This is a genomic window from Streptomyces sp. NPDC101166 (assembly GCF_044768125.1).
GTDB lineage: Bacteria > Actinomycetota > Actinomycetes > Streptomycetales > Streptomycetaceae > Streptomyces.
Window position 1 is genome coordinate 150,726 of record NZ_JBIWPF010000012.1, and the last position, 23,338, is coordinate 174,063.

A 23,338-nucleotide genomic window follows, 5' to 3' on the forward strand; every position below is an offset into this window, starting at 1 on the left:
GCCCCCGCCGGGCTCGGCCGGGATCAGCGACCCGGGATCAGTGAACGCGCTGACGCACGCTGGAGCCCGTGCGGTCCTTGACGACCTCCAGGCGCGCGTGGATCCGCCGGCGGAGATCGGCCACGTGGCTGACGATGCCGACGCTGCGGTCGCGTTCCCGCAGCGAGTCCAGGACGTCGAGGACCTCGTCCAGCGTCTGGTCGTCGAGGCTGCCGAAGCCCTCGTCGATGAAGAGCGTGTCCAGGCGGACCCCGCCCGCCTCGTCGGTGACGACGTCGGCGAGACCGAGGGCGAGGGCGAGGGAGGCGAAGAAGGTCTCGCCGCCCGACAGCGTGGCCGTGTCCCGCTCACGGCCGGTCCAGGCGTCCACGACGTGCAGCCCGAGCCCGCTGCGCCCGCGCCCGGTCCGGTCGTCGGAATGGACGAGGGTGTAGCGCCCGGAGGACATCCGGCGCAGCCGCGCGGTGGCGGCGGCGGCCACCTGTTCCAGGCGGGCGGCCAGAACGTACGACTCCAGGCGCATCTTGCGCTCGTTGTCGGCGGAGGTGCCGGCGGTGAGTCCGGCCATGCGGGCGACGCGGTCGTACTCCTCGCGCAGCGGACCGAGCCGCCGTACGCCGTCGGCGGCGCGCGCGGAGAGGCGGTCGAGTTCCTCGCAGCGGCGGGCGGCGGCGTCCTGCGCTGAGGCGGCCCTGCGCAGTCGGTCGGCCGCCCGTTCGGCGGCTTCCGCGGCGGCGGCGAGGTCGGCGGGCGGCCGCTGGGCGGCGGCCGCGGTCTCCGGTTCGGCGAGGACGGCCCGTACGGCGCCCTCCTCGGTCTGCCGGGCGTCCAGGCGGCGTTGCAGCTCGCGGTGTGCGGCGTCGTCGAGGAGGGCGTCGGCGGCGGCCTGCGGGGTGTCGAAGCCGGCTTTGAAGGCGGCCTGGTCGAGGCGTCCGTCGGCGGTCTTGAGACGGGCGGCGGCGTCCTCGGCCGCGCGGGCGGCGTCGGCCGCCTCGGTGAGCAGGGCGGCCTGGCGCTCCAGGCGCCCGATCCGCGCGGTCACGCTCTCCGCGCCGCCCCGCGCCTGCGTCAACTCTGCTTCCAACAAGGCCCGTTCACGCTCCAGCCGGTCCCGGCGGCCCACCCTGGAGGCGGCCCTGACCTGTGCCTCGTGCTGGGCGGCGGTGCGCCGCTGGTGTTCCTGCTCGGCGCGGCGCAGTTCCTCACGCGCGGGGTGCAGCGCGGAGGCGTTCCGGCGGGCCCTGGCGTGTTCCAGGTCCAGTTCCTCGGCCTCCGCGGCGAGCTGCTCGGTGGAGGTGTCGCCGGCCTCGGCGACGGCCCCGGCGAGTGCCTCCCGGACGGCCCCGAGGTCGCGTTCGGCGTCCGCGCGGTGCTGTTCGGCGCTCTGGAGGGCGGCGAGGGCCTGGTCCTCGGCCTCGCGGTCGATGTGCCCGGCGTCCTTGCGCGCGGGCGCGGGATGCTCGGTGGAGCCGCAGACGGCGCAGGGCGCGCCGTCCGTGAGGGTGGCGGCGAGTTCGGCGGCGATGCCGTCGAGCCGCTGTTCCTTGAGGTCGAGCCAGTGGGTGCGCGCCTGGAGGGCGCGGTCGGCCGCGGCGAGGGCGCGCCGCCGGGTCTCCTCGGTGTCGCGGGCCAGCCGGTCGCGCTGCCGGGCGGCGTCCAGCCGGCGCCCGGCGGGCTCGCGTCGCACGGCGAGCTGTTCGGCGTGGGCGGCGGCCTCCTGGGCGGAGTCGATCCGGCGCTGGAGTTCCGCACGGGTGGCGTCCCAGTCGGCGAGCCAGCCCTCGCTCTCCGTGAGGACCTCGTCGTCGGCACGCTCCTGCCGGTCCAGGTCGGCCCGTTCGGCGGCCAGTTCGGCCAGCCGGAGTTCGCCGCGGCGGGCGGACTCCAGGCCGCCGAGCTCCTCGGCGGCCCGGCGGGCGGCGGCGGCGAGTCCGGCGGCGCCGGCGTCCGCGAACCGCTCCGGCAGCAGCGCACGCGCGCGTGCCTCGGAGCCGGCCGCCGCACGGTGCTCGGCGTCGGCGGACTCCCGCAGGTCCAGCGCCGGCGCCACCGCCTCCGCCTTGCGCGCCCGCTCCATCCGCGCCAGCGCCTCGCGGTGCTCCCCGGCACGCTCCTCAAGCGCCGTGGCCCGCTCGCGGGCCTCCTGCAACCGCCGCTGCAGCCGGGCGAGTTCGCGTACGTCGGACAGCTCGCGGTCGGCGGCGGCCTGGGCCGACTCGGCGGCGAGGCGGCCCCGGCAGGCGATGGCGAGCTGCTCGCGGGCGGTGCTGCGGGCGACGGCGGCGGCGCTCAGCACGGCCTCGGCGAGCCCCGGTTCGCCCGGGGTCAGCTCGGGCAGCTCCATGGCGTCGCCGGCGGCCTGCTGCATGCGGTGGGCGTCGGCGAGCAGCGCGGCATCGGCCTCGCGCACGCGTGCCTCGGCGGTGCGGCGGCGCTCGGCGAGGCGCTTCTCGACGTCGGCGAAGCGGCGGGTGTCGAAGAGCCGCCCGAGCAGCCGGCCGCGCGCCTCGGCGTCGGCGCGCAGGAAGCGGGCGAAGTCGCCCTGCGGCAGCAGCACGACCTGGCAGAACTGCTCGCGGCTCATCCCGAGCAGCTGGCCGATCTCCTCGCCGATCTCCTGGTGGGAGCGGCTGAGGTCCTTCCAGGCTCCGGCGCCGGCGTCGTACTCGCGCAGCCAGCTCTGGGCCTTCTCGACCGTGGTGCCCGTGCCGCGTTTCTTGGGGCGCTCCCAGGGGGGCTGCCGGGTGACCTCCAGCCGGCGTCCGGCGACGGTCAGTTCGAGGGTGACCTCGGTGCGGGTGGCGGGGGCGGCGTGGTCGCTGCGCAGGGTCTGGCCCTGGCCGCTCTGGCGGGCGCCGGGGACGGCGCCGTAGAGCGCGTAGCAGACGGCGTCCAGGACGGAGGTCTTGCCGGCGCCCGTGGGGCCGTGCAGGAGGAAGAGCCCGGCGGCGGACAGCTCGTCGAAGTCGACGTTCTGGGCGCCGCCGAAGGGGCCGAAGGCGGTGAGCCGGAGCCGGTGCAGCCTCACCGGGCCACCTCCCGCACCGCGTCCTCTGCGCGGACGGCGTCGAAGGCGTCCCGCAGCACGCCCTGCTCGCGGGCGTCGGGCCCGGCTCCGCGCACATGGGTGACGAAGTCCTCGGCTATCTCCTGGTCGCTGCGTCCGGCCAGGCGGCGGGCATAGGAGACGTCCGGGTCGTCGGGGGTCCGCTCGGGGTCGAAGACCAGGCTGAGGGTGTGCGGGAAGCGCTCGGCGAGCCGGGCCATGGGGTCGGCCGGGCGCACGGCGTCGGTGAGGGTGGCCTCGACCCACGCCTCCTCCTGCGGGGCGAGTCGGGGGTCGTCGAGGAGTTCCTCCAGCGTGCCCCGGATCCGGGCGAGCGAGCGGGGCACGGGGCAGTCGATCCGCTCGGCGGCGAGCGATCCGTCGGCGCCGAGGTCGACGAGCCACATCGTCTTGCGGTGCGCGGCCTCCGAGAAGGAGTACGGCAGCGGGGAGCCGGAGTAGCGGACGCGCTCGGTGAGGGTCTGACAGCCGTGCAGGTGCCCGAGGGCGGTGTAGTCGACGCCGTCGAAGACGCCGGCGGGCACGGAGGCGACACCGCCGACGGTGATGTCCCGCTCACTGTCACTGGGTTCGCCGCCGGTGACGAAGGCGTGCGCGAGGACGACCGAGCGGGTGCCCGGCGCGCGCGTGGCCAGGTCGGCGCGCACGCGGTCCATGGCGGCGGCGAGAACGGCCTCGTGGCCGGCCTTCCCCACGCCGAACTCGTCCTTGACCAGGGCGGGTTCGAGGTAGGGCAGTCCGTAGAAGGCCACGTCGCCGAAGGTGTCCGCCAGCACGACCGGTGTGCCGGCGGCGGCCGGGTCGGTGCGCAGGTGTATGCCGGCCCGGCCGATGAGCCCGGCGCCCACTCCGAGCCGTCGCGCGGAGTCGTGGTTGCCGGAGATCATCACCGTGGGCACGCCCAGGTCGGCGAGCCGGTGCAGGGCGTCGTCGAACAGCTCGACGGCGGCCAGCGGCGGGACCGCGCGGTCGTACACATCGCCCGAGACGACCACCGCGTCGACCTCGCGCTCACGCGCTGTGGCGACGAGGTGGGCGATGAACTCGGCCTGGGCGCCGAGCATGTTCACCCGGTGGAAGGCCCGGCCGAGGTGCCAGTCGGACGTGTGCAGGAACCTCATGATCCTCGAGACTAACGGCCGGGTGTGACAACACGGGCGGTTACTCCCGTATCGCGTCATCATATCGGCCACACGGAATCGTCAGACGTCCCCGTACGCCTCCCCGCCGATCTCGAACCCGGCCGTCCCCGCCGTCGCGTCCGCGAGCCAGTCCCGGAAGGCGTCCACGTCGGCGTCCGGCAGGCCGATCTCGATCGTGACCGCCTCGCCGTAGCGGACGTCGCGGACCTCACGGCGGGTGGCGTGCAGGTCGTTCTGGAGCTTGCCGGCGCGCTGGTGGTCCACCGTGAGGGTGGCGAGGCGGAAGCGGCGGCGGGTGCGGGTGCCGAGGACGTCCAGGGCCTCGCCGACGGCGCCGCCGTACGCGCGGATGAGTCCGCCGGCGCCGAGCTTGACGCCGCCGTAGTAGCGGGTGACGACGGCGACGACGTACCGCATGTCGCGGCGCAGCAGCATCTGGAGCATGGGCACGCCCGCGGTGCCGCCGGGTTCGCCGTCGTCGCTCGCCTTCTGGATCGCGGCGTCGGCGCCGATGACGTAGGCCCAGCAGTTGTGGCTGGCGTCGGCGTGCTCCTTGCGGACGGCCGCGACGAAGTCCTGCGCCTCCTGCTCGGTGGCCGCCGGCCCGAGCGCACACAGAAACCGTGATCGGTTGACCTCGGTCTCGTGCACGCCCGCGTGGGCGACGGTGCGGTACTCGTCCTGCATCCGGCCAGCGTAAACCGCGACGAGAGACGGACGCGTCGAGTTCGACGACCGCTGTGTCCTCCAGCTCCGCGACGGCCGCGACGTGTCGGTCAGGCGCGGCCTCTGGGGATGGTCAGCGCCGTGAGGAGGGCTGTGTGGGGGGTCAGGGTCTGCCAGGTGGGGCTGTGCCAGTCCAGGACCGCGATCGCGGAGGTCGGGAACTTCGTGCGGACCTCGGCGAGGGTGTCGTCCACGCCCTCGGCGGCCAGGGCGAGGATCAGCTCCTCCAGGCCGGGGTTGTGCCCGACCAGCAGCAGCGTGCCGATCTCGGGCGGCGTCTCGCGGGCGACCTCCAGCAGGTCGGCGGCGCCGGCCGCGTACATCCGGGGGTCGTGGCGGACCGGCGTCGCGGTCTGCCACTCGGCCGAGGCCAGTTCCCAGGTGCGGCGGGCGCGCTCGGCGGTGGAGCACACCGCGAGGTCGGGGATGCGGGCCGCCCTGGCGAGCGCGCGGCCGGCGGCCGGCGCGTCCCGCAGGCCGCGCGGCGCCAGCGGCCTCTCGTGGTCGGGCGTCCCCTCGGGCCAGGCCGACTTGGCGTGCCGCATCACCACCAGCCGCCGCAGCGGCACGACGGTGGCCTCACCGCCGGCCGGGCTGTCGGGACGAGGTTCCGCGCCGGTCTCCCTCGCGTTCATGACGGCGATCCCACGTTGAGGGTGAGCTCCAGGCCCAGGAGGCGGTCGGCGTAGGCGTAGGTCTCGAAGCGGGCGCCGTCCGGGAGTTGGGGGCCCGCCTCCTCCACGCGGCGCAGTATGCGCAGCACCTCGGGCACGTCGAGGTCGTCCTCCCAGGCGGCCCTCAATCGTCCGCGCACCTCTTCGGGGACCGGACGCGAGGGCCGACGCGCCCAGTCGGCGACCGCGGCCCGCCAGCGGACGAGGGTGTCGCGCGCCGCGCCCAGCGCCGCCTCGTCGAGGGCGACGGGATCGGCGTGGCGGTGGGAGAGCAGGGCGAGTCGGAGGACGGCGGGATCGGCGTCACCCGGCGCCGAGGCCGCCGAGGCCGGGGTGAGCACCGGCCCCACGCCGATCCTCACGCCGTCGGGCGTCTCGGCGCCCGCTCTCACCACGTGCAGGGCCTGGGCCCCGCCCACGCCGTCGCCGAGTCCGCGCCCCTCCTCGAAGGGCCGGATGCCGAGGTCCGCGGCGGCCGCCCGCAGTTTCGCCGGCTCTCCGCCGGCGGCGAGCGTGGCCAGTACGGGCGTGCCGCCGAGTTCCAGGGCGCGGACGAGCACGTCGGCGACGAGGAGGACACGCAGCGCGCCTGTGTCGTCGCCCGAGGCGTGGGCCTCGACACGGGTCAGTCCACGGCGGGCGGGGGCGGCGGCGACGGACTCGCCGGTTCGGGCGTCGATGATGCGCAGCACGGGCCGAGCGTAGGCGGCCGACGGTGCGTCCGCAGGCCGACGGCGCGGAATGAGCGCCGCGTGTCCGCTGTTGTCCAGGCGAGCACCCCCCCATCGGCAGACAGCACAAGCACACAAGCTTCAGGAGGCCGCCCGTGTACGGCGACGAGGCAACCGTCCGCAAGATTCTCACCGAACTCGGCGACACCTGGGCGGTGGTGGGCCTGTCCTCGAACTCCCGGCGCGCGGCCTACGGCGTCGCCGAGGTGCTCCAGCGCTTCGGCAAGCGGGTCGTCCCCGTTCACCCCAAGGCGGAGACGGTGCACGGCGAGCAGGGCTACGCCTCCCTCGCGGACATCCCCTTCGAGGTGGACGTCGTCGACGTGTTCGTCAACAGCGACCTCGCGGGAGCGGTCGCGGACGAGGCGGTCGCCAAGGGGGCGAAGGCGGTGTGGTTCCAGCTGGGCGTCGTCGACGAGGCAGCCTACGACCGCACGCGCGCGGCGGGCCTGGACATGCTGATGGACCGCTGCCCGGCCATCGAGATCCCCCGCCTGCCCCGCCCATGATGCCCGGCGGGCGTTGAGTCGACGGGCCGTCGGCCCTTTCCGAGGTCCACGGATGTGGAACGACCTCTGTATCAAGCAACGTCGGCTCTGGTTGTCGCCCGGCGGTGTCGGCTCGAGCGAGCCGATGCAGCAGGTGGACGGCGCCCCTCCGGCTCCGGTGAGGAGCTCTTCGGCGTCGATGTCTCCTCACAGATCCATGCCTGCCTGGGTCATGCCCCCAGGTTTTCCGTCACGGGCAGGCACTCGGCGAGCAGGTCGACGATGTCGCGCCAGGCTCGCTGCGCGTGCTGTGGGTGGTAGCCGACACCGGGGACCACGGGGTGGTCGACCGGCGGGTGGTGGAAGGCGTGCAAGGCGCCGCCATAGATCGCGAGGCGCCAGTCGACGCCCGCGGCCTGCATCTCAGCGGTGAACGCGTTTCGTTGCGCGGGCGGCATGATCGGGTCTTCCGATCCGACCCCGGCCCACACCGGGCAGCGGATGCGCGCTGCCTCGCCAGGTCGGCCCGTGGTAGTTGCGTTGACTGTCCCGATCGCGCGCAGGTCAACGCCATTCCGCCCGAGTTCCAGCGCGATGGCGCCCCCGGTGCCGTAGCCGATGGCGGCGATCCGGTCGGGGTCGGTCCGAGGCTCGGCGCGCAACGCGTCGAGTGCCGCGTGGCCGATGCGCCGCATCCGGTCGGGATCAGCGAGCAGTGGCATGCAACGGGCCAACATCTCCTCGGGGTCACCCAGATAGCGTCCGCCGTGAAGGTCGAAGGCCAGCGCTACGTATCCCAGCTCGGCGAGAGCATCGGCCCGGCGGCGCTCGACGTCGCTGAGCCCCATGCCCTCCGGTCCGAGCAGCACGGCGGGCCGGCGATCGACACCGGCCGGGAGCGCGAGGTGCCCGATCATCGTCAAACCGTCGGCCGGGTACTCGACCGTACGCGTCGTGATCGTCGTCATGAGACTGGACTGTAGTGATCGTCGAGCCCGGTCCGGCCGGCGTTCTGCCGCCGGCAGAAGGGGCGACGGCGGTGTTCGCAGCGAGCTCCGGGGCTGCCGAACCCGCCGCCACGCGCCGGCGGCCCGGGCCCTCCGGGAGGGCGTCAGTCCTCGCGGACGCTGAGCAAGTCGCCCGGCTGGCAGTCGAGTTCGCGGCAGATCGCGGTGAGGGTGGAGAAGCGGATCGCCTTCGCGCGGTCGTTCTTCAGGATGGAGAGGTTGGCGACCGTCACGCCGACCCTGGTCGCCAGTTCGGACAGGGTCATGCCGCGCTCGGCCAGCAGGCGGTCGAGGTGGACCTGGACGCGGTGTTCCTCCTCCGGCGGCATCAGACCAGCCCCTCGACGTCGGCGCGCAGCTTCGTGCCGCGCCGGAAGACCTCGCCCAGGGCCAGGACGAGGAAGCCGAGCAGGACGTACCCTCCGCTGAAGGTGGCCGAGAACGGGATTCGGTCGCCTGTCGGAGTGCCGCCGACCAGCATCTGGGTGGTGAGCGCCGACAGCACCGGGGCGAGCACCGCCTGCGACAGCACCACGAGTCCCACGATGCTCAGACGACGGGCGTTCCTCGGCACGAAGACGTCGCCGTCGCGCAGGGTCCTGGCCAGCTGAAGGAGGAGAGCCAGGATGAGCAGCAGGAACAGGCCGCCGATGATCTGCGGGAGCGCGAGCAGCAGGCGTTGGCCCAGGTCGGGATCGGTGACGACGAGGTCGGCCTTCCGCAGGCCGGTGAGGGTCGCGCCGTGGCCGGCCGCCGCCTCGTTGACCTCGCCCGGCATCAGGGTCGCGGTGTCGGTCTCGACCTCGCGGGCGTCCATCGGATCGACGAGGCCGATCACCCCGAGGGCCGGGAGCAGGACTTCGAAGACACCGGCCAGAAGTGCGGCCAGGCCCAGAGCCGCCTCCAGCAATCGGCTGTCCGTGCGGCTCCACCAGGACTTCGCGCTCATGGCTCCCCCTGCGCATCAATACCCATATCGTTTTTCGATAGTATCGATAAACGATATGAGCACTGTCAAGCAGTCGCCGTTCAGTCGTGCACCGGCTCCCCGCCGAGTCGGTGGTCGGCGACGTTCAGCGCCTCGTCCACCAGGCGGCGCAGGTGGCCGTCCCGCAGCGAGTAGACCACCCGCCGCCCCTCCTTTCGGGTGGTCACCAGCCCCGCCAGCCGCAGCCGCGCCAGATGCTGACTGACCGCCGGCCGGGCCGCCCCGCAGGCCTCGGTCAGCGTCGTCACGTCGGCCTCACCGGAGGTCAGGGCGTGCAGCAGAGTGAGCCGGGTGCGATCGCCGAGCAGCGCGAGGAGTTCGGCGGCCAGGGAGAACTGCTCCTCGCCGGGCGTGCGCGGATGCGCATGGTGTGCAGCTGATAGGTGCATGCGTGCGCTCATACGCACATAATGGCGCTGTGGGCGGGCATGAGTCCACCCCGAGCACCGGAAGGGGACCGAGGTGAGCGAGCGGCGCACAACCGGCCATGGACACGGACGCGGTCACGACCACGACCACGACCACGGACACCGTCATTCGCATGAGCACGGGCACTCGCACGGACACGGGCACGGGCACGGGCACCCGCACACACCGTGGCGCCGGCACTCCCACGAGAGCGCCGACAAAGTGGACGCGGCGCTCGAGACCTCCGCGCGGGGGCTGCGCGCGCTGTGGGTTTCGCTCGCGGTGCTCGGCGTGACCGCGCTGGCGCAGGCGGTCGTCGTGGCGGTCTCGGGGTCGGTCGCCCTGCTCGGCGACACGGTGCACAACGCCGCGGACGCCCTCACCGCCGTTCCGCTCGGGATCGCGTTCGTGCTGGGACGCCGGGCGGCCACGCGACGGTTCACCTACGGCTACGGCCGGGCGGAGGACCTGGCGGGCCTCGTGATCGTGCTGGTCATCGCCGCCTCGGCGGTCTTCGCCGGCTGGACGGCCGTCGAGCGGCTGCTGGACCCCCGGCCCGTCGAGCACCTGCCGGCGGTGGCGGTCGCCGCGCTGGCCGGGTTCGCGGGCAACGAGTGGGTGGCCCGCTACCGCATCCGCGTCGGCCGGGCGATCGGCTCGGCGGCGCTGGTCGCGGACGGCCTGCACGCGCGCGCCGACGGTTTCACCTCGCTGGCCGTGCTGCTGGGCGCCGGCGGCTCGGCGATGGGATGGCGATTCGCGGACCCCGTCGTCGGGCTGGCGATCACCGCGGCCATCGCGCTGGTGCTGCGGGACGCGGCGCGGGAGGTGTTCCGGCGGATGATGGACGCCGTCGACCCGGCGCTGGTGGACCGGGCCGAGGGAGCCCTGCGTGAGGTCGCGGGTGTGCGCGAGGTGGGCGAGTTGCGGCTGCGCTGGATCGGGCACCGGTTGCGCGCGGAGGTGACGGTGGTCGTGGACGGCGAGGTGACGGTACGCCAGGCGCACGCGATCGCCGTGGACGCCGAGCATGCGCTGCTGCACGCCGTGCCCCGCCTCACGGCCGCCCTGGTCCACGCCGACCCGGCGCCTGTGCCGGGAGAGGCGGATCCACACCTGAAGTTGGCACACCACACGGGATTCTGACGCCCCGTCGCAAGCCAACCCGTCGCAAGCCACCCCGTCGCAAGCCACCCCGTCACAAGCCGCCCCGTCACAACGCGCGCCATCCCGACGCACCCCGCGCGACACACCCCGTCGCCACGCGGCCCAGCCGCCGCCCGGCCGCTCAGCGCACCGGCGGCACGGACACGGTCAGCACCAGCTCCGTCGGGATCTCGCCCCGGTTCCCGTACGTGTGGGGCGCGTCGGCGTCGAAGGTGGCGCTCGCGCCGGCCGGGACGCGGTGTTCGTCGCCCTCGACCGTGAGGGTCAGCTCGCCCGCCGTCACGTGGACGATCTCCACCGTGCCCGTCGGATGCGGGTCGGAGCCGCTGCTCTCGCCGGGCATCAGCCGCCACTCCCACATCTCCAGCGGGCCGGGCGCCTCGGTGCCGGCGAGCAGGCGGCTGTAGCTGCCCGCGTCGGTGTGCCACAGCCGGACGACCTGATCGGCGGGGACGACGCGCACCTTCGGGCCCTGTTCGTAGTCGAGCAGGGTGGTGATGCTGACGCCGAGCGCGTCGCCGATCTTGACGACGGTGCCGAGGCTGGGGTTGGTGCGGGCCTGCTCGATCTGGATCAGCATGCCCCTGCTGACCCCCGCGCGGGCGGCGAGCGTGTCGAGGGTGAAGCCGCGCTCGGCGCGCCAGCGCTTGACGTTGCGCGCCAGGGACTGGGTCAGCAGGTCGAGGTCCGACACGTTCCGTCCATGCTCGGGGTTCCACTTACGGGGTCCCGCTCACGGGACCCGCGGGCGGGGTTCACCGGCCGCCCGGCTGTGCGCCGCACTCGCTCGTGCAAGGAACTGTACTGCGTGACGACCCGGGCGGCGCCAGGGTGCGGCGCCGTGACCGAGGGCCGGTCAGCGCTCCGGCTCCAGCTCCGCCAGCCGTGCGGCCGACTCCTCGTCCAGCTCCGACAGCGCGACCAACTGCTCGGATGTCACCCCGTCCGGGATCGGCACCGGCGCCGGGGTGCGCAGCGGCGGCTGCCAGCCGTCGGCGGGAGTCCAGCGCCGTACGACCCGGGCGGGAGCGCCCGCGACGACGGCGTGGTCGGGCACCGTGCCGCGCACCACCGCGCCGGCCGCCACGACGACGTTCCGCCCGATCCGCGCGCCGGGCAGGATGACGGCCCCGGTGCCGATCCAGCAGCCGGGGCCTATCTCCACGGACTCCATCCGCGGCCACTGCTTGCCGATGGGCTCGTGCGGATCGTCGTAGGAGTGGTTGGTGGACGTGACGTAGACGTAAGGGCCGAAGTAGCAGTCGCTGCCGATGGTGACCGTGGTGTCCGCGATGACGTGGCTGCCGCGGCCGAGCACGACACCGTCGCCGATGCGCAGGATCGGGTCGGGGCCGAGGTCCAGGTCGGGCATCAGGCCGGCCGTCAGCGTGACCTGCTCGCCGACGATGCAGTGCGAGCCGAGGTGGATCCACGGCTCGCCGAAGACCGTGCCCAACGGGAAGGCGAGCCGGGTGGCCTCGCCGATCGCGCCGAAGCGGAGGCGGCCGGGGTGCTCGGCGGTGACGGAGCCGGTGCGCTGCACCCAGGCCCAGCCCGCGTGGACGGCCCGCTGCCCCAGGCGGCGCCGCCAGGATGAGAACGTGTTCTTGCGCTTCGGCACCCGGACACCGTACTCAGCGCGCGGCGAGGCGAAGACGCCCCGGCCCTGTGATCTTCACCCCACCGGGTGGCGTACGGTGCCGGTGTACCGCGGACGGACAGGAGACGGCGATGACGCACAAAGCGCTGATCACGGGCATCGGCGGCAGGGAACCGGAGATACACGAGGAGGCGTTCGTCGCGCCGACGGCCTCGGTGATCGGCGGCGTGACACTGGAGGCGGGGGCGAGCGTCTGGTACGGCGCGGTGCTGCGCGGGGACGTCGAGTCGATCTCCGTCGGCGCGCAGAGCAACATCCAGGACAACTGCACGCTGCACGCGGACCCGGGGTTCCCCGTCGCGATCGGCGAGCGGGTGTCCGTCGGGCACAACGCGGTGGTCCACGGAGCGACCGTCGGCGACGACTGCCTCATCGGCATGGGCGCGACCGTGCTGAACGGCGCGGTGATCGGGGCCGGATCGCTGGTCGCCGCGCAGGCGCTGGTCCCGCAGGGCATGGAGGTGCCGCCGGGCTCCCTGGTGGCGGGAGTGCCCGCGAAGGTCAAGCGGGAACTCACGGAGGAGGAACGGCAGGGAGTCACCCTCAACGGGACCCTGTACGCGGAGCTGGCGGGCGCGCACCGGAAGGTGCACGAGTAGGCATGCCCCCGGAGGGGCGGGACCGGCTGCCCGCTACTCGGTGGCCCCGACCGGTTCCGCCTCGGCCCCCGCGGCCGCTTCCTCCGCGGTCTCGCCCTGCATCTTCTTGGCCTTGCGCTTGAGCACGAGCATCGAGGTCAGGCCGATGAGGACGGCCGCGACCAGTCCCAGCCAGGAGAACCGCTTCAGCCACGCCTCGGCGACGACGCCGACGTAGTAGATGACGGCCGTCGTGCCGCCCGCCCAGACGATCCCGCCGAGGACGTTGGCGATGAAGAACTTCCAGTAGGGCATCCGCAGCACGCCGGCGAGCGGTCCCGCGAAGATGCGCAGCAGGGCGATGAAACGGCCGAAAAAGACGGCCCACATGCCCCACTTCTCGAAGGACCGTTCCGCCGTGGCGATGTGCGCTTCCCCGAAGTGCCGGGGGAACTTCCCGCCGAGCCAGGCCAGCAGCGGGCGGCCGCCCTTGCGGCCGATCGCGTAGCCGATGGAGTCGCCGATCACGGCTCCGGCGACGGCGCAGGCGCCGAGGATCACGGGGTTGATCTCGCCGTGCTGGGAGGCGAGCAGCGCGGAGGAGACGAGGATGATCTCGCCCGGCAGCGGGATGCCGAGGCTCTCCAGCCCGATGACCAGGCCCACCAGCGCGTAGATGGCGACCGGGGGTACGGCCTCTAGCCACTCCTGGACGTGCACCGCCGGTTCCTCCCGATCTGCGACCTACGGCCCTGCGTGATCGACGACTTACGACCCTGCATTCCCGGCGCGCGCTTGAGCGGGCGCACGCCGGGAAGCCTACCGGGTCACCCGGCCGTACCAACCCGTCCTTCGGCCCGGTGTGACGCGTCAGTGGCCGAAAGCCGAGGTCGCCGTCGTGATAGGCGCGCTCCACGGGGCGCCCGGCGGCGGAAGGGCGAGCATGCCGACGCGTGGAACGCCGTCCGTGGCGCCGCCGCCCGGTACGTCGCTCAGCGGGGCCGGCACGGACCGGGGGTTTGGGGTCCGCTCCGGGTCGGGCGTCCGACAGCAGTCCACCTGGGCGAACCGCCGGTCGCGCCCGGGGGCGGGGTCGGGATCGGGCGAGACGGGCGCCGCCGGGGAGGCCGGGGCGGCGTCGTCGGGGGACGACGGGCGTCCCGGCGTCTGTTGCGGAGCGGCTGTCGAACGCGGCCGCGCCGTGGTCCCGTCGCGCGGGGCCGGCGGCGTCTGCGCTTCGGCGGCGTCGAAGACCCACCGCTGCCCCGGGGAGCCGTCCCGCTTCATGAGGACGACATGCGTCCTGGCGCCTCCTGCGCCGGGGCCGGCCACCAGGGCGCCGCCGTCCCGCCGCAGCAGAAGCTCCCCGCGGCCGGTCACCTCGAACAGAACCTCCCCGGGGCCTGCCGCACAGCCGGACAGGGCGGCCGTGGTCCGGCCGGGGCCGGCGGTGAGGCACAGGGCGGGGGCGGCGGCGCTGCGCAGCAGTCCGTCGCCCGCGGAGGACCACCGCTGGGAGGCCGCGGACGAACAGGCCGCGAGGACGGCCGGCGTGCCGGCCGTGGTCCGACCGCCCTCGGTGTCCAGGCACAGGCCGGTGGCCGCACTGCGCAGCCTGCCGTGGGCGGCCGTGACGCCGCGTGGGACGGAGGAAGCCGGCGAGTCGGTCGACGAGGAGCCGGCGGGCTGGTGGGCGACGCCCGGGATCTCCCTGCCGCCGTCGGCCTCGGCCGCCGACCCCCTGCCGCCGTCGGCCTCGGCGGCGGGCCCCCTGCCGCCGTCAGCCTCGGCGGCGAACTCCCGGACGCGGGCGTCGTCGACGGGCGCGCCCCAGGTGACGCGGGGGCCGGGGCCGCCGTCGCCGTCACCGGCCGGGCCCTTGGCCACGAACACGGTCGCGAGCAGGGCGACGGCGGTCACGCCGACGCCGGCAAGGGCGGCGCGGCGACGCCTGCCCGGCAGGACGAGCACGCCGTCCGACGTGGTGCGGTGACGGCGTTCCCCGTGGGCGGGGCGTACCGGTGCGGGCCTGGCCGGCGTCTCGGCGGCGGTGGCTCGTCCGGGGCGGGATTCGAGGTAGCGGCGGGCTCCCCAGCCGAGGACGGTCTCGGCCAGCAGGACGTCCAACCCGTCCTCGAAATGGCTGAGTTGTTCCCAGGTGTGCCGGCAGTGACGGCAATACGCGAGGTGCTCGCGGACATCGGGAAGCAACGTGCCGTCCTGGTGCGGCGGAACGTCGAGGAGCCGGTCGTGGAAGCGGCATTCGGCCGACGGCGCGAGTTCGCGGTGGGCGCGCACGCAGGCGGCCCGGAATTGCACTCGTGCCCGCTGCAGCCCCGTCTGCGCGGTGGCGGCGTCGACACCCAGCAGACCAGCCGGTATGGTTATGGGTTCGGCCTCAACTTCCGTATGCCACAAGAGGCATTGGGATGCGGCGGGAAGGGACCGGAAAGCGTGCTCGGCGAGTTGCCGCCTTTCGGGTGTCCCGGGCCGCGCGGCCCGCAGTCCGCGAGCGCCGACGGGTTTGCGCAACTCCGGCAGCATGGCGACCATCGCGTCCTTGCCGGCCCAGTCGCGCACGGTGTTCCTTACGGCGACGAGGAGTTGGGGACGCAGCGGGCCGCCCGGACGGCCGCCCGCCGCCATGCCGAACACCTCGTGGAACGCGGCGGCGGCCACGAGCCGCGCCGAGTCGTCGTGGCCGGCCAGGCAGACGGAGGCGTAGTCGTGTGCCGCCTGCCAGTGCCGGATGAGGAGCAGGGCGACGGCGCGCGCGTTGCCCGTGGTGCCCAGTCGCGCGGCGAGGTCCGGGTCGGAATCCCCCGGGGTGTGCCCAGGCCTGGGAGGAAAGGGCGGACGTGGGGGGTTGGCGGACGGCACGCGACCCTTTTCCTTCCTGGCCGACGAGCGGCACGCGAATTGCTTTCCCACCCGATCGAGTTGTGGTGCGCCGAACGGACCGGCCCGCGGGGGAGGCTCACCTTCGCACACAGGCATCACAGGAAACAAGAAGTTCGAGTGACGCGAGTTCAAAGTGCATGCATTTTCGATAAGTTACCGGCGGTATCCGTACCGGTTTTCGAAAATGGTTCGGACCGCGGAGGCCGACCCGTATCCGCCGAAAGGCGGGCGGCGCACACCTCGTCCCACAGGAACCTCTGATGCGGCTCCGGGGGACTCTCATCGGCGCGGGCCAGCATGATCGGCATGAACGTCCCCCACTGCTCGCCTGCGGCCTCGTCAGCGCCGTCCGCCGGGCCCGCACCCGGCCATGCCGCCCGCGCCGTGCGCAAGGCGGTCGTGCCCGCCGCCGGGCTGGGCACCCGCTTCCTGCCCGCGACGAAGGCGACCCCCAAGGAGATGCTCCCGGTCGTCGACAAGCCGGCCATCCAGTACGTCGTCGAGGAGGCCGCCGCGGCCGGGCTGGACGACGTGCTGATGGTCACCGGCCGGCACAAGCGGGCCATCGAGGACCACTTCGACCAGGCCTTCGAGCTGGAGCAGGCCCTCGCCGCCAAGGGCGACACCGTCCGGCTGGACGCGGTGCGCGATCCGGCCCGCCTCGCCGACATCCACCACATCCGGCAGGGCGATCCGCTCGGCCTCGGGCACGCGGTGCTGTGCGCCCGCCACCACGTCGGCGACCAGCCGTTCGCCGTGCTGCTCGGCGACGACCTCATCGACCCGCGCGAGACACTGCTCAGCCGGATGCTGGAGGTCCGGGAGCGGTACGCCGGCAGCGTGGTCGCGCTGATGGAGGTTCCGCCGGAACAAGTGCACCTCTACGGCTGCGCGGCGGTGCAGGCCTCCGGCGAGGAAGACGTCGTACGCGTCACCGGTCTCGTCGAGAAGCCCGCCCGCGAGGAGGCGCCGAGCCGGTACGCGGTCATCGGGCGCTACGTCCTCGACCCGGCCGTGTTCGGCGTCCTGGAACGCACCGCGCCCGGCCGGGGCGGCGAGATCCAGCTCACCGACGCCCTCCAGGAACTGGCCGCCGCCGGCACGGTCCACGGCGTGCTCTTCTCGGGCCGCCGCTACGACACCGGCGACAAGGCCGACTACCTCCGCACGGTGGTCCGCCTGGCCTGCGACCGCCCGGACCTGGGCCCGGACTTCATCGCCTGGCTGAGGAGTTTCGTGGCGGCCCTGGAGACCACGCCCGGAGAAGGGGCGCCGTTGGCGGCGTGATCAGCGCGGCTGCGGTCAGCGGGGGTGTCGCGGAGGGCCGACCGGAGTTCCCGAACGGGTGTCGGCGACGGTGACCGCGCCCACGCGCCGCCCTGAGCCACCGGCGAGCGAGGCGGCGTCACCGGCGCACAGCGATCGAAGCCCCCCGCCAGACCGCCCGCCCTCCGGTGACCCGCTCAGCCGTTCGGCCGCAGTGTCCACACCACCGTCATTTGGATACCAGCTTTCGCTGACCTCGGAGAACGCCCCGCCTGACCCTGAAATAGCTCTTGAACTGCGGAGACGGGTAGCGACGAAGTGAGACCGGTAGGGACGAGTGGAGGCAGCTCGACCCCCCTCGTTGCCCCCTGGCCCCCTGAACGCTCCCTGGGATTGCCCCCTGGAGAGGCGCCCGGACCTGCGGAGAAGCCCTAGGGGAAGGCTATCCCGGGCACTCCCCGAGGTGTCCCGGCTCATAATCACTCCCCGAGCGGGCGGCGGCCTCGCGCCTCATGTCCTCTATGGCGATGACGCAGTCCTTGCAGCCGCGGACCTCGCGCTCGCCGGCAGCCTGGGGGTGGATGACGCCGACGACGGTGGTGCACACCTCACCTCTGGAGGGATGCCGGAAGCAGACCCCTGGCTTCCAGTCGTAGAGATCGAGGATCTGCTGGCGGTCCATGCCTTCTCCTGGTGGTGGCGGCCGGCTGGGTGGGGGGTGTAGGGCGTGTGCCCGGGTTACGTAGCCGGATGCCGGTTGACCTGGCAGTTCACCACATCAGGTGAACACACGTTCGATCGCGGACACTACCCATAGCCCTGCGGCATATGCCAGCCGCCGCAGGGCGGGAGTCGGTGTAGATCAAAAGCGACCGTTTGGGTACTGACACAAGATCGTCAAGGCCGAAGCGTGTTGGAGTGCCATCCCGCCGCAACCCCCGACCCGACTGGGTCATGCAACGACGCCTGGATCTCGGCCGCCGCATCGCAGACTTACGGCGGCGGGCCGAGCTATCGCAGGAGGAGCTCGCTCACCTGGCCGGCATGGAGCGGCGCAGCATCCAGCGCTACGAGAACGCCCGGCGGGATCCCCAGTACTCGGATCTGCTGCTCATCGCTCACGCGCTGCGGGTGCACGTCACCGACCTCCTCAGTGGCTGAATTTCTGTCAACAGCTCAACATGGGTCACACGATCTCCACAAGAGTGGAGCATGCATATATCCAGGTCGATTCATGCGCGGCCCGTGAACCGTAACCGCAGGTAGAAGCTGTGGCCAGCGCTTACCGGGCTACCGCCGGTAACGCCCATGGGCGGCGGACGCTACTGTTTCGGCATTCAACATCGTCGCCGTGCGGCGCCAGCGTGCAGCGCCGGCCGGTGACCGGATCCTGCGACCAGCACAGCCCGCGCCCCACCTCGGCCAGCCCCCGCAGCACGTAGGCGGGCAGCTCGCGCTCAGGGCAGCGCAGGAAGTCGCCGTCGCGTATGGCGGGATGCCCTGGGCTGCTGCACACGCTGCACGGCGGGGCAGGTTCGCCTCTACGCTCGTCCATGTCGACGCTCCGGATTGCCGTCGGCCACGCCCCCGGGCCGTTGACCGCGGCCGCGGGGGTCCTTGCAATTGCAGGCTACCCTGGTGGGATAGGCGGTATAGGTCGTATAGGACGTCTGATCTCGCGTGTCCGACTAGGCCCACCTAGCGTCCTGATCATGAAGTGGGAGCCCGAGGTGCCGCGATGGCGGCAGGTATACGCCGTCCTGGAGGAGCGGGTCGCGGACGGCACCTACCCACCCGGCGGCCGGCTCCCCTCCGCGATGGCGATCTGCGGCGAGTTCGGGATCAGCCAGGTGACCGCGAAGCGCGTGCTGACGGAGCTGCGGAAGTCGGGCCTCGCGTACATGGAGCCCGGCATCGGGACGTTCGTGGCGCCGCTGCCCGAGCCGCCTTCACGAGATTCATAGCCCGCTGTCAGACCGGGGGCCTACCATCGGTGCCATGATCCCGACCTCCTTGGTGGTGAGGCCCGTGCGCCCGTCTGCCGTGGTGAACGAGGAGATCCGCGCGCTAGTCCGCGCCGAGGGCGGCTACCTGTACGGCGCCGCGCGGTCGCGGTACGAGGAGCTGGTCGCGGAGTGGACGCTCGCGGTGGCGGCCGAGCGGGTCGAGGTCGTCGAGGCGGCGTAGGATCCGCCCGTGACCATCGACCTCCCCGACACCCTGCTCGAGCTGGAACGCGCCGCCTGGGAGGAGATCCGGGCCGGCGCCCTCACAGTGGCGACCGCGCAGGCCGTGCAGGAAGCGGTGACCGCGTTCGCTGTCGAGCGTGGGCTGGACCGGTACACGGTGGAGATGGCGTTGAAGCGGGCCGTGCGGCACCCGGAGCCGGCCTCGGCCTGACAGCAGCGCGCCCCGTCCGGCGCTGTACGGACGGGGCGGCCAGCGGCAGCACGCCCTTGTCAGAAGGGATGCTTGTTCGATCAGGCTACGCCTCGCCACTGACAACGTCGTGGCGCGTGGACAGCACGTAGGCACCTCCGCTCGGGAGCGCGGCGAACGTCGCTCGCATCCGTTCACCGGCTTCGCGTCCGCTGGGCTGCGCGGCCCGGAGGAGCAGCGGGATCTCGTTGCGGTGTCGGCGCATGATCTGCCGTAGCGCGCGGTCGGGGACCGGGTAGGGGCGGTAGGCCATGGCCTACACAATGGCAGAGCCTGACGCTTTGTCCGGCCACTCCGTCAACGTCGTGCCGGTCTCCTCGTCGGTGAGGGTGACGCGGGCGCCCGGCCGGCCGTGGCTACCGACGACCTGCGTGAACTGGTCGCGCGCGGTGGCCTCGCTCCCCCACCAGCCGTGCATGGTCGGTCGGCCGTCGAAGGTGAGGAGGAGGTGGTAGCGCTGGTCGTTCATCCGGCCCCCGGGGTTGTGGTGTGCGACCGTGAGCCTAGTATCGAACACATGACCGAGTCGCGCCCGCCCACCTACCTGGAGAAGCTCCGCGTCGTCCGCAGCTTCCTCCAGCATCAGCTCGGCCAGGTCGAGGCGTGGATCGCCGACGAGGAGCGGAAGGCGGCCGAGCGACAACGCGGCGAGCAGACCCGGCCGCCGGCCCCGGACTGGCTGCTGGAGCTCGGCCTGAACCGGGACGCGCCGCCGAACATGGTCCACGAGGGGCACTGTCACATGGCGGCCAAGCGCTCCCGCGGCATCAGCCGCACCGACGCGCTCCGCTGGCTCGCCGAAGGGGTGCCCGCCTGCACGCACTGCCGGCCCGACTCCGAGCTCGGGTTCCTCGACGGGTGACGGGCAGCCGCATGCCTCCCGTGGGGAGCCGGGAGGTGCGGCGGGCCCCGCCGTCCGCAGTAGACGGCAGGGCCCTGCCAGGGGGATTCACCCGGGGGCGGAGCGGATCCCGTGCGCACCACCATGCACCACGATCCGGCCACGGGGAAAGAGATCGGCCACGGGTTTCTTAGGGCTGGTCGTTCCGGTGAAGCGGCGACTCCGTGCAGATCGGGTTGGTGCACACGACGCGCTCCTCCTGGCTCGTGGGCTCGGCGTACACGCGCAGGCTGTAGGTATCGCAGCAGGTGCACCGCCGCTTGGGGCCAGGCTTCGTGTACCGCATGAACTCGCCGAACGGGGTGGTCATCGGGGGCTCCTCTTCTCGTGCTCCAAGCCGTTCGCCGAGTTTGGCGGCGAGGGCGTAGGCGGGGTGGTTGTCGAGCTGTCGCCGGCGTCGGTTGTATCGCTGGGTGGTGCGCGGGTCGGAGTGCGACACGGCGTCCTGGACGTCTTGTAGCGGTACCCCGTTGGCGAGGTTGTCGGTGATGAACTGGTGCCGCAGCGTGTGGGGCTTGATCGTGGCGGATTGCGGGATGTCGGCGCGGCGGGCGAGGACGCGGAGGTGCTTCCACACTTCGGGCTGGGTCCACCGGCGTCCGGTGTCGGTGACGAACAGCGGGCCGTCCCCTCGGTCGCCGAGGTAGGCGAGGAGCGCGTCGAGGGCGAGCGGCGGTACGGGCGCGGGCCGCTTCTTGCCGCCCTTCTGCGTGAGCGGCAGGGTGCGGTGCCCGCGGTCGTAGCCGAGCTGGTCGGCCTCGAGCGAGAGGAGTTCGTCGACGCGGGCGCCGGTGAGGTAGAGGAGTGCGACGAGGGCGTAGGAGCGGGGCGCCCAGTCGCGGGCGGTCTGGATGAGCCGGGTCGTCTCTTCCTCGGTCATGCCTTCGGTGGGCGAGTAGTCGGGGTCGACGTAGGGACGGTTGACGGCGGCGAACGGGTCGGAGTCGACGGCTTGGAGGCGGGCGGCGTAGGTGTAGAAGCTCCCGGCGGCGGCGAGGGCCTGCGCCTGGGTGGTCTCGGCGGGCGGCTTGCCGTTGCGGGTGGGCGTCTTGGCGAGGTGCTTGGCGTAGGCGTCGGCGAGCGGCAGCTTCGCCTGGAGCGGGTGGATGCCGGTGGAGCGGGCGTACTTCTCCCACGCCTTGAAGGTGCGGACGTAGGCGCGGCGGGTGTGGCGGCTCTTCTGGCGGGCGATCCATCCTCCGGCGATGGTGGGGAGCGGGTCGCGGTCGCCGTAGATGCCGGCGAGGTGGTCGGCGAGCGCGCGGGCTTCGTCGGGCCAGTCGTCGCGGGGGTCGTGCCGGTCGGTCGATAGCTCCGCCGACTGGCGCGGGACGAGAGCGGTCATGCTGCCGTGCGCTCCCGAAGCTCGGCGAGGAGCGACGGATTGACGATCGTGACGATGGCCTCGATGTCTCGGTCGTCGGCGGCAGCCCAGAGAACGTCTCGTGCGGCCCGATACTTCGCGGCAAGGCGGACGCGCTTCTCCTCGGGGAGCTGGGCCGCCCGGTCCGGGTGACTGTTGTGGGCGTTGTCCGAGATCTTCACGAGGGTGGCGTCGCCGTTCGTCATGATGCGACGGATCTTCTCCTCGTAGGGCACGCCCTTCTGGTTGGTCACCGCCTCGACAGTGGCGACGACACGTTCCGGGATGCCCGCCTCGCGCAGTTGCTCGGCAGTCCAGTCGGTGTCTTCGATGATGTCGTGCAGCAGTCCTGCCATGACGAGTGCGTCGCCGAACGGCGCGAGCCCAGCGGCTACGGCTCGGACGTGCTCGATGTAGGGCACCCCGATCTTGTCGACCTGCCCGGCGTGTGCGCAGTCGGCGATGAAGTCGACCTCGTTGACGGATTTCACTGAACCCTCCTGTGTTGGATAACTGTCATTATCAACCATAGAGTTGAGCCGTGTGGTCCGTTCCGGGAAGCTGCTCGGCATGACTGGAGAGGCAGGCAAGGGTGCCTGGATGTGGCGCACCACCATCGGTGGCGACAGCGACGGCGGGTGGGAGAAGTATTGGGATCCCGACGCGACACCGATGAGCGACGAGGAAGCCCAGGTTCGCTACCGCAGGCTGCTGCAACTCCTGTTCGGACCACGGCCTGGCGACGCCTGATATGTGTGGGTTATCGAGAGTCGAGCGGTCCAACTCCCCCGCGCTGAAACGGCGAAGACGCCCCGCCGCCTGCCGAAGCAGGGGCGGGGCGTCTGTCACGCGGGTTCGTCGGCCCGGTATCCGCCGGGCAGGTTCGGGTAGACCGGCTCGACGAACACCGGCTCGGGGATCGGTGGGGGCTCCTCGACACCCAGGGCGACGAGGCTGCCCACATCGGCGGCACCGTCCCGCCGGCGCGGCTCAAGAGGACGCGGGTCAGGCATGGGTCACACTCCAGTTCGACGGTGTTCTCTCTGCGCTCGTAGGAGCAGCCGGGTCCGCTGCAGCATCAGGCCGGCGACCGCGAGCAGCACCGCGGTGCGCACGGCGCGGGCCACGATGACGAAGCAGCCCTCCGGCCAGATCGTGACGAGCACCGTGTACAGGCAGAGCAGGCCGACCGCGGCCGCGAACCCCATCAGGTTGCGGCCCACGTCGGACCGCCACCACGGGGCGTGGAGGTGGTAGGCGATGATGAATCCGGCGCAGGCGGCGACCGCCAGCATCGACGCGGCTACGTTCGTCCACTGGTCGACGCTCAGGTCTCTCATTGCGCTGCTCCTCTGAAGGCGGCCTCGATCCGCTCCCGGAAGTGGTTCTCCTCGCGGGCCCGACGGAGCCTGGCCACGACCTCGGTCACCGCGGGCCGTCGGGCTTCGGCGGCTTCGAGGGCTTCGCGCGCCCGTTCCAGTGCGACCTCGGACTGGCTGGGCTCGGCGGTGTCACATCCGCGGACGAGGCGCCGGATCCATGCGATCAACGCCGCTCACCTCCCCCTCGTCCGCCCGCCCGGGTCGGGGCAGCGCGGTGAGGATGTGCTCGCCGAGCTTCGCCATCTCGAGCAGCTCGCCGGTCTGTTCGTGCTCCTGCTGGCGCGCCGCCTCGGATTTCAGGTACGCCTGCCGCCAGTTGTCGCGGTCGGCGAGGGCATCCTCGTGGGTGCGTCTGGGGACGAGCCGGCCGGTGAGGATGAGCAGTACGACGAGGGTGAGGAGCGCCACGGCCCCCGCGTCGCCCGGGGTGAAGCCGAAGGTCTCGCTCAC

At 72.8% G+C, this 23,338-nt stretch carries 31 protein-coding genes; 10 read left to right on the top strand and 21 right to left on the bottom strand.

Going from position 1 to position 23,338, the window contains the following annotated elements:
- Positions 1-37: 37 nt before the first annotated feature.
- The 5 genes from ACIRS4_RS21965 to ACIRS4_RS21985 all read right to left on the bottom strand — a co-directional run bounded on the left by ACIRS4_RS21965 (position 38) and on the right by ACIRS4_RS21985 (position 6,301).
- Positions 38-3,028: an AAA family ATPase gene (locus ACIRS4_RS21965; protein ID WP_404198443.1), complete on the bottom strand. Its 2,991-nt coding sequence runs from the start codon at positions 3,026-3,028 to the stop codon at positions 38-40.
- Positions 3,025-4,188 (bottom strand): exonuclease SbcCD subunit D, encoded by a 1,164-nt coding sequence (locus tag ACIRS4_RS21970; RefSeq protein ID WP_404198446.1) that lies wholly within the window; start codon positions 4,186-4,188, stop codon positions 3,025-3,027. The genes ACIRS4_RS21965 and ACIRS4_RS21970 overlap by 4 nt, the downstream gene beginning before the upstream one ends.
- A gap of 81 nt (positions 4,189-4,269) precedes the next feature.
- Positions 4,270-4,896 (bottom strand): YigZ family protein, encoded by a 627-nt coding sequence (locus tag ACIRS4_RS21975; RefSeq protein ID WP_404198448.1) that lies wholly within the window; start codon positions 4,894-4,896, stop codon positions 4,270-4,272.
- Positions 4,897-4,985: 89 nt separating this feature from the next.
- Positions 4,986-5,480: a SixA phosphatase family protein gene (locus ACIRS4_RS21980; RefSeq protein WP_404198924.1), complete on the bottom strand. Its 495-nt coding sequence runs from the start codon at positions 5,478-5,480 to the stop codon at positions 4,986-4,988.
- Positions 5,481-5,566: 86 nt separating this feature from the next.
- Positions 5,567-6,301 (bottom strand): hypothetical protein, encoded by a 735-nt coding sequence (locus ACIRS4_RS21985; RefSeq protein WP_404198451.1) that lies wholly within the window; start codon positions 6,299-6,301, stop codon positions 5,567-5,569.
- 134 nt (positions 6,302-6,435) lie between these two features.
- On the opposite strand from ACIRS4_RS21985, the gene ACIRS4_RS21990 reads away from it, so the two are divergent.
- Positions 6,436-6,849, top strand: coding sequence for a CoA-binding protein (locus ACIRS4_RS21990; protein WP_404198453.1), 414 nt, complete (start codon positions 6,436-6,438; stop codon positions 6,847-6,849).
- Positions 6,850-7,058: 209 nt separating this feature from the next.
- Here ACIRS4_RS21990 and ACIRS4_RS21995 read toward each other — a convergent pair whose 3' ends face one another.
- The 4 genes from ACIRS4_RS21995 to ACIRS4_RS22010 all read right to left on the bottom strand — a co-directional run bounded on the left by ACIRS4_RS21995 (position 7,059) and on the right by ACIRS4_RS22010 (position 9,224).
- Positions 7,059-7,796 (bottom strand): dienelactone hydrolase family protein, encoded by a 738-nt coding sequence (locus ACIRS4_RS21995; protein ID WP_404198456.1) that lies wholly within the window; start codon positions 7,794-7,796, stop codon positions 7,059-7,061.
- A gap of 143 nt (positions 7,797-7,939) precedes the next feature.
- On the bottom strand, positions 7,940-8,164 hold the full coding sequence (locus tag ACIRS4_RS22000) for a helix-turn-helix domain-containing protein (protein ID WP_404198458.1): 225 nt from the start codon (positions 8,162-8,164) through the stop codon (positions 7,940-7,942).
- Positions 8,164-8,784, bottom strand: coding sequence for a DUF2975 domain-containing protein (locus ACIRS4_RS22005; RefSeq protein ID WP_404198461.1), 621 nt, complete (start codon positions 8,782-8,784; stop codon positions 8,164-8,166). Before ACIRS4_RS22005 ends, ACIRS4_RS22000 begins: the two co-directional genes overlap by 1 nt.
- 80 nt (positions 8,785-8,864) lie before the next feature.
- Positions 8,865-9,224, bottom strand: coding sequence for an ArsR/SmtB family transcription factor (locus tag ACIRS4_RS22010; protein WP_404198463.1), 360 nt, complete (start codon positions 9,222-9,224; stop codon positions 8,865-8,867).
- 61 nt (positions 9,225-9,285) lie between these two features.
- Here ACIRS4_RS22010 and ACIRS4_RS22015 point away from each other — a divergent pair, with 61 nt between their 5' ends.
- A complete protein-coding gene (locus tag ACIRS4_RS22015; protein ID WP_404198466.1) occupies positions 9,286-10,377 on the top strand; it encodes a cation diffusion facilitator family transporter in 1,092 nt (363 codons plus the stop codon).
- A 142-nt stretch (positions 10,378-10,519) separates the two neighbouring features.
- Here the strand turns inward: ACIRS4_RS22015 and ACIRS4_RS22020 are convergent, their stop codons facing one another.
- Positions 10,520-11,092, bottom strand: a complete 573-nt coding sequence (locus ACIRS4_RS22020; RefSeq protein ID WP_404198469.1) for a helix-turn-helix domain-containing protein — start codon at positions 11,090-11,092, stop codon at positions 10,520-10,522.
- 162 nt (positions 11,093-11,254) lie between these two features.
- The gene (locus ACIRS4_RS22025; RefSeq protein WP_404198471.1) at positions 11,255-12,019 is read right to left on the bottom strand and encodes an acyltransferase; all 765 of its coding nucleotides are present in this window, start codon (positions 12,017-12,019) and stop codon (positions 11,255-11,257) included.
- Between the two features lie 110 nt (positions 12,020-12,129).
- Here ACIRS4_RS22025 and ACIRS4_RS22030 point away from each other — a divergent pair, with 110 nt between their 5' ends.
- Positions 12,130-12,657 (top strand): gamma carbonic anhydrase family protein, encoded by a 528-nt coding sequence (locus ACIRS4_RS22030; RefSeq protein WP_404198473.1) that lies wholly within the window; start codon positions 12,130-12,132, stop codon positions 12,655-12,657.
- A 33-nt stretch (positions 12,658-12,690) separates the two neighbouring features.
- On the opposite strand, the gene ACIRS4_RS22035 is transcribed toward ACIRS4_RS22030, so the two are convergent.
- Positions 12,691-13,356 (bottom strand): DedA family protein, encoded by a 666-nt coding sequence (locus ACIRS4_RS22035; RefSeq protein ID WP_404198476.1) that lies wholly within the window; start codon positions 13,354-13,356, stop codon positions 12,691-12,693.
- Positions 13,357-13,506: 150 nt separating this feature from the next.
- Complete coding sequence (locus ACIRS4_RS22040) at positions 13,507-15,516, bottom strand: ricin-type beta-trefoil lectin domain protein (RefSeq protein ID WP_404198479.1); 2,010 nt, start codon at positions 15,514-15,516, stop codon at positions 13,507-13,509.
- A 327-nt stretch (positions 15,517-15,843) separates the two neighbouring features.
- Here ACIRS4_RS22040 and galU point away from each other — a divergent pair, with 327 nt between their 5' ends.
- On the top strand, positions 15,844-16,824 hold the full coding sequence (galU, locus tag ACIRS4_RS22045; protein WP_404198481.1) for a UTP--glucose-1-phosphate uridylyltransferase GalU: 981 nt from the start codon (positions 15,844-15,846) through the stop codon (positions 16,822-16,824).
- A gap of 421 nt (positions 16,825-17,245) precedes the next feature.
- On the opposite strand, the gene ACIRS4_RS22050 is transcribed toward galU, so the two are convergent.
- Complete coding sequence (locus ACIRS4_RS22050) at positions 17,246-17,485, bottom strand: hypothetical protein (protein WP_404198484.1); 240 nt, start codon at positions 17,483-17,485, stop codon at positions 17,246-17,248.
- 272 nt (positions 17,486-17,757) lie between these two features.
- On the opposite strand from ACIRS4_RS22050, the gene ACIRS4_RS22055 reads away from it, so the two are divergent.
- The 4 genes from ACIRS4_RS22055 to ACIRS4_RS22070 all read left to right on the top strand — a co-directional run bounded on the left by ACIRS4_RS22055 (position 17,758) and on the right by ACIRS4_RS22070 (position 19,203).
- Positions 17,758-17,964: a helix-turn-helix domain-containing protein gene (locus ACIRS4_RS22055; RefSeq protein ID WP_404198486.1), complete on the top strand. Its 207-nt coding sequence runs from the start codon at positions 17,758-17,760 to the stop codon at positions 17,962-17,964.
- Positions 17,965-18,515: 551 nt separating this feature from the next.
- Entirely contained in the window at positions 18,516-18,767 is a 252-nt protein-coding gene (locus ACIRS4_RS22060) for a GntR family transcriptional regulator (RefSeq protein ID WP_404198489.1), read from the top strand.
- Positions 18,768-18,801: 34 nt separating this feature from the next.
- Positions 18,802-18,990: a hypothetical protein gene (locus ACIRS4_RS22065; protein ID WP_404198491.1), complete on the top strand. Its 189-nt coding sequence runs from the start codon at positions 18,802-18,804 to the stop codon at positions 18,988-18,990.
- Positions 18,991-18,999: 9 nt separating this feature from the next.
- The gene (locus tag ACIRS4_RS22070) at positions 19,000-19,203 is read left to right on the top strand and encodes a hypothetical protein (RefSeq protein ID WP_404198494.1); all 204 of its coding nucleotides are present in this window, start codon (positions 19,000-19,002) and stop codon (positions 19,201-19,203) included.
- An 85-nt stretch (positions 19,204-19,288) separates the two neighbouring features.
- On the opposite strand, the gene ACIRS4_RS22075 is transcribed toward ACIRS4_RS22070, so the two are convergent.
- Together ACIRS4_RS22075 and ACIRS4_RS22080 are read right to left on the bottom strand one after the other, a co-directional pair.
- On the bottom strand, positions 19,289-19,495 hold the full coding sequence (locus ACIRS4_RS22075; RefSeq protein ID WP_404198497.1) for a hypothetical protein: 207 nt from the start codon (positions 19,493-19,495) through the stop codon (positions 19,289-19,291).
- Between the two features lie 3 nt (positions 19,496-19,498).
- A complete protein-coding gene (locus ACIRS4_RS22080) occupies positions 19,499-19,711 on the bottom strand; it encodes a hypothetical protein (protein ID WP_404198500.1) in 213 nt (70 codons plus the stop codon).
- 48 nt (positions 19,712-19,759) lie between these two features.
- Between ACIRS4_RS22080 and ACIRS4_RS22085 the strand changes: the two genes are divergently transcribed.
- Entirely contained in the window at positions 19,760-20,104 is a 345-nt protein-coding gene (locus ACIRS4_RS22085) for a DUF6233 domain-containing protein (RefSeq protein WP_404198502.1), read from the top strand.
- Between the two features lie 169 nt (positions 20,105-20,273).
- On the opposite strand, the gene ACIRS4_RS22090 is transcribed toward ACIRS4_RS22085, so the two are convergent.
- Together ACIRS4_RS22090 and ACIRS4_RS22095 are read right to left on the bottom strand one after the other, a co-directional pair.
- Positions 20,274-21,488 carry a tyrosine-type recombinase/integrase gene (locus ACIRS4_RS22090; RefSeq protein WP_404198505.1) on the bottom strand — a complete coding sequence of 405 codons (1,215 nt, stop codon included), beginning with the start codon at positions 21,486-21,488 and terminating at the stop codon, positions 20,274-20,276.
- On the bottom strand, positions 21,485-21,997 hold the full coding sequence (locus ACIRS4_RS22095; protein ID WP_404198926.1) for an HD domain-containing protein: 513 nt from the start codon (positions 21,995-21,997) through the stop codon (positions 21,485-21,487). Before ACIRS4_RS22095 ends, ACIRS4_RS22090 begins: the two co-directional genes overlap by 4 nt.
- A 79-nt stretch (positions 21,998-22,076) precedes the next feature.
- Between ACIRS4_RS22095 and ACIRS4_RS22100 the strand changes: the two genes are divergently transcribed.
- The gene (locus ACIRS4_RS22100) at positions 22,077-22,256 is read left to right on the top strand and encodes a hypothetical protein (RefSeq protein ID WP_404198508.1); all 180 of its coding nucleotides are present in this window, start codon (positions 22,077-22,079) and stop codon (positions 22,254-22,256) included.
- A 95-nt stretch (positions 22,257-22,351) separates the two neighbouring features.
- On the opposite strand, the gene ACIRS4_RS22105 is transcribed toward ACIRS4_RS22100, so the two are convergent.
- The 3 genes from ACIRS4_RS22105 to ACIRS4_RS22115 form a co-directional block, all read right to left on the bottom strand.
- Positions 22,352-22,519, bottom strand: a complete 168-nt coding sequence (locus tag ACIRS4_RS22105) for a hypothetical protein (RefSeq protein ID WP_404198511.1) — start codon at positions 22,517-22,519, stop codon at positions 22,352-22,354.
- A gap of 3 nt (positions 22,520-22,522) precedes the next feature.
- A complete protein-coding gene (locus ACIRS4_RS22110) occupies positions 22,523-22,846 on the bottom strand; it encodes a hypothetical protein (protein WP_404198514.1) in 324 nt (107 codons plus the stop codon).
- Positions 22,847-23,017: 171 nt separating this feature from the next.
- Positions 23,018-23,338, bottom strand: a complete 321-nt coding sequence (locus tag ACIRS4_RS22115; protein ID WP_404198516.1) for a hypothetical protein — start codon at positions 23,336-23,338, stop codon at positions 23,018-23,020.